General features: G+C 45.0%; 3 protein-coding genes and 2 pseudogenes. 3 read left to right on the top strand and 2 right to left on the bottom strand.

Annotated elements, in window-relative coordinates:
* A pseudogene (locus FH749_11075) lies at window positions 1-284 on the bottom strand (transposase).
* A 467-nt stretch (window positions 285-751) separates the two neighbouring features.
* A pseudogene (locus FH749_11070) lies at window positions 752-1,608 on the bottom strand (hypothetical protein).
* 327 nt (window positions 1,609-1,935) lie between these two features.
* Between FH749_11070 and FH749_11065 the strand changes: the two are divergent.
* The 3 genes from FH749_11065 to FH749_11055 all read left to right on the top strand — a co-directional run bounded on the left by FH749_11065 (window position 1,936) and on the right by FH749_11055 (window position 4,325).
* Complete coding sequence (locus FH749_11065) at window positions 1,936-2,550, top strand: collagen-like protein (GenBank protein MTI96005.1); 615 nt, start codon at window positions 1,936-1,938, stop codon at window positions 2,548-2,550.
* A gap of 255 nt (window positions 2,551-2,805) precedes the next feature.
* Entirely contained in the window at window positions 2,806-3,270 is a 465-nt protein-coding gene (locus tag FH749_11060) for a hypothetical protein (GenBank protein ID MTI96004.1), read from the top strand.
* Between the two features lie 731 nt (window positions 3,271-4,001).
* Complete coding sequence (locus FH749_11055) at window positions 4,002-4,325, top strand: hypothetical protein (GenBank protein ID MTI96003.1); 324 nt, start codon at window positions 4,002-4,004, stop codon at window positions 4,323-4,325.
* Window positions 4,326-4,462: the final 137 nt, after the last annotated feature.

The following is a 4,462-nucleotide window of genomic DNA, read 5'->3' as shown; positions in this document are numbered from 1 at the left end:
CACTGCGAAAACGAGCGATGGTGGCGTGATCGGGTGCCGACGCTCGGCCAAAGAGATACATGAAGTTAACATCTCGGCGGCAGGCTCGCTCTAGCTCACGGCTTGAATAAATGCCGTTCATGTATCCGTATTTTAAATAGACTTTCTGGCGATCTCTTGATTCTCCCTAGCCGGGAGTACGCAGCGTGTAATTTACTATAATCAATCCTTTCAAGCACTGCGCTGAGTAGCCTCACTGAATCGTCCCCCGGGATTAGTTCACCGATATCCATGGGTATTACCAGTTGATATAAGCTCCCGGTTGATGTAGGCTGGCTTTGCCACCGGGGATCTCATTGATTGCAGAAATCTATTTGCTCAGAAGCGTAATAAACACAGATTCATTAGTAAGGATTAGCAGGGATTCGAGACAATTCGTAGAAGTTATATATGTCTCTGGAATAATCTGGGTGTATGGCTTTCCTTTGGCCTTATTAGCTGTGGGGTATAAGGTTAATGGCATTTCCCGGGATTGTTGAGTCCATTTGGCAATGGAATTTTAAGCGGCAATCAGCATAAGCGTGCCGACCTATAAGGGGATTGCCGCAGGGCAACCGATTTATATGCAGATGGGAAGTTCGGTGCTCCTGATCCTGGAGAATCCAAAGTAAGAGCCGATACTAGTCTAAACAAATCACTAGCGAATAAACCATTTACACAAAAGTAATTACACTCCCGACTGGTGTGACTGTTAGTTGCATGCTTCTCCTGATTAGTGGGTTGAAAGGTAGTAAGCATATTCAATTGGCCGGCGATAGATTAGCTGTTCGTACTTAAACTTATTAATGTCCCTGTATATGCTTTTTTGAGGTTTACCGTTTAACTCAATAATCCATAAATTCATCTCCTCGTCTAACACAAAAAATCCACACTTAATTCACCCAGCAAGCCCAAATTAGTTTCCAATACTTGCGCTGCATTTACACTTATCTTGTTAATAGAATTGAAAGTTTTTTCTTTCATCGTTTTCAAGGGAAATACCTGATCAAGTATTTCTTTAGCATCATAAATAGAGTCATATACACCGGTGTTAAAGTAAAGCTGATTAGCCACTCTACAGACCATGGTGGAAACAGTCCATTTGCCGCTAATATCTTTCTGAACAAGTACCCTAATATCATAGTTTTGATTATCTATTTTACTTGTTTGAATTCCCTTTTGCACTATATAATTTTTTTCACCTAGGAGTTTAGCTAGTTTTTGCTGTATATCTTCATTTTTTCGGCAAATTAATCTAGGAGCCAAGCTGTGAGTAGACATATGAATATCTCCATTTCCCTTGAGCTTTATCCTGTGCACGCCTTTTCCATGATATCCATAAGTTGGCTTAACGTATATCAGCTTATATTTCTTCAATAGCCCTGATACATTCACATCATTTAATAAAAATGTGTCTGGTAGATACATTTGAAGACTGGATTGGATTAACGCGTTGTAAACTTCCCATTTATTAAACCAGTTAATACTGTTAAAACACATGTCGCCACCAATGACATTATTAAGGTGCTCAATAGTTGTTGTTTCTTTATTGTAACACTGGTTATAAACTGCATCAGGAAAGGGAAACATCTTTTTTGTCCACTTGCCGTCAATCCGACAGAGTCCAAATATCTTACGCTTTTTCCAAAGAATATCTGTGCGAGTAAAAGCGAAGAGTTTCAAGGGCAGACTGTGACGATGCTGATACAGTCTCAATAATTTTACTCTTTTGGTTCTGTTAGGTACCAAAATGCCTACTATTGGGCAATCAGCCATTAATATCCCTTCCTTATTTTCACCTCTTCTATTATCTTATGCTGATTAAAAAGTATTGGTATATGTTTATGTGTATAAATCTCACACCTATTTTAGCTCTGAATATTATATACCAGACCTAGCAAGTAAGGATGTGAGAATATGGGAAAATGTATTTGCCCTCCAGGACCTCCAGGTCCAGAAGGACCCGAGGGGCCTCAGGGTGAGCAAGGGCCTCCAGGCCCCGAAGGTCCACAGGGACCTCAGGGTGAGCAAGGGCCTCCAGGCCCCGAAGGTCCACAGGGACCTCAAGGACCAGAAGGACCTCAAGGTGAACAGGGACCAGCTGGGGGATTGTTAGCCTACGCCGATTTTTATGCGTTGATGCCTCCTGATAATGCTGCAACAGTTGCTCCTGGTACAGATGTAGACTTTCCCCAAGATGGACCTACTAGTGGGACTACTATATTCCGTACTGGCCCCGACACATTTAACTTGTCTGATATTGGCACTTATCAGGTTCTGTTTCAGGTTAGCGTGAGCGAAGCAGGCCAACTAATTTTAACTCTCGACGGCGCTGACCTTGACTATACAGTAGTCGGTCGAGCGACTGGCACTTCCCAGATCGTCGGAATAGCTCTTGTGACTACGACAGCCATCAATTCAATACTCACTGTGCGTAATCCTGCTGGCAATGCAACGGCACTAACCATCACTCCTCTCGCTGGAGGCACAAGGCCTGTTTCAGCACACCTTGTTATTACGCAAATTGCATAGAGGATAACAGTTGAGGGGCTTTCTCTCATAGCCCTCAACTGTTTTAGTGACCGTGCATTTTGCATTGCAACAGTTGACTTGGTAATTAGTTCGGGTGGACGAGCCTGTAAAGGCAACGCCCCGGCGGCCAAACTTGGGATGCATGCATGAGTTGTTTTCTGGATAAGATTTAACCCTGCAAACATTAAGAGGTATCTTGACCAAAGATAGAAAATCTGGGTAAAGGAGAGGGTAGCAGTTAAACATCTTAAGTGGATGCCTTTTGTTTATGTTGGATTGCTTATCTTTCTGTCCATTCTTTTGTTTGAGCTGAACATAATCTTGGAGCTGGGTGGGCAGGTAATCTTCTGGCTGCTGACGATTGTGGCTCTGTGGGCGGTTTGGAAGCGAGTAAGTTCGCCGCGGTTGCTGTTTGCACTTTGTATGGTCTCTGGGGTATCGCTTGGTCTTAGTTTAGTGCCTGTTTCAAACCTGGCTTATCTTGTCGCTCTTGGACGGTGGGTGCCCTGGGCCGCTTCGCTGCTCTTTGTGCTAACTGCGTTTAAGTTGTTCCGTAGTGGCGGCTTCGATAGAATTGTGCCAGCACTCAGGGCAACGCTGGTTTTGGTGCTTTTCATTATTGGTGTACTGCCAGTTTTGTGGCTGGTTGGGTTTGCCACTGTAATGGGTAGTGATACTCTTTTGGACAGAGTTCCGTCCCCTGTGGGGCATACACGCTAGAGAAGTTAATGCAGGGGCGCTGGGTGGGGGTACCAGCGTACATATTCAGGAGGCGATGGTTCCGGGGGTGTTGAGCCGGGATTGGCTAGTGTTTCATGGGGAATGGAATGAACACTGGAATCTTGGCTGGCAGGATGAAGATACCTTTCTCATCGATGGTGAGGCTTATACCATGGATGCTTGATGTAACTGCTAACCCATAATGCCCATAAGGGGGGTGCGGACGAAAACCTGGACTTAACTAGTCAGGAGGTAGTCCAAGTGTATTCGTATGAAGACCGTATACGTGCAGTAGAACTTTACATTAAATATGACCTGTCTGCGGCCGACACTATAAGGGAATTAGGGTATCCAAGCTATAAGATGTTAGTCAGATGGTACAGGGAATATCAGGAGACTGGTCAGCTGCATGAGAGCATTAATAGAAGCCGATTATATACTCAGCACCAGATGGAGGCTGCTGTTAGTTACTATCTGGAACACGGGCGCAATACTAGCAGGACAGTAAGAGCGGTCGGACCCTTACAATATGGATAGATGAACTAGCTCCCTGGGAACGTAAAGCTCGTGTGAAGTGCGGTGGTGTGGTACAATTCTCTCAAGAGCAGAAGCGAGAAGCAGGTTGAACTGTGCGCCAGGGAAGGACCTGCAGCAGATATTGCCGATAGGCTTGGTGTCAGCAGGTGCAGCCTGTATAAGTGGAGAAAAGAGCTGCTCGGGGGGACGCGAATATGAATGATTCTGGTAAACCGTCGTTTCACGATGACAGGGATGGGCTTCTGGCAACGGTCGAGTCTCTGAAGAAACAGATATACCGACAGCAGATGGAACTGGATATCCTGAACAAGGCGGCCGAAATTATAAAAAAAGACCAGGGCATCGATCCCCGGAAGCTGGCGAACAAGGAGAAAGCAAGCCTGATCGATGCCCTGAGGACGAGGTACCCGTTGAATGAGCTGCTCAGGATGACGGGCATGCCTAAAAGCAGCTATTTCTATCAGAAAGAATCCAAAATGTGTCCTGACAAATACGCCTCTTTGCGAGAAGAAGTGTGAAAAATGTATTTACTCAAGTTTCGCAGGTGTAAAACACCCGTAAACCCCTGACTTTATTGGCCTCAAAGGTGTACAAAAACACCCCTTGCTGGTAAAATGGAAGTGCCTAAATCCCAACAACCAGCGAAAGGGTGTTC

It is taken from the genome of Bacillota bacterium (genome assembly GCA_009711825.1).
GTDB lineage: Bacteria > Bacillota > Proteinivoracia > UBA4975 > VEMY01 > VEMY01.
The sequence above is the reverse complement of the archived record's forward strand: the minus strand, read 5'-3'. Positions and strand labels throughout refer to the sequence as shown.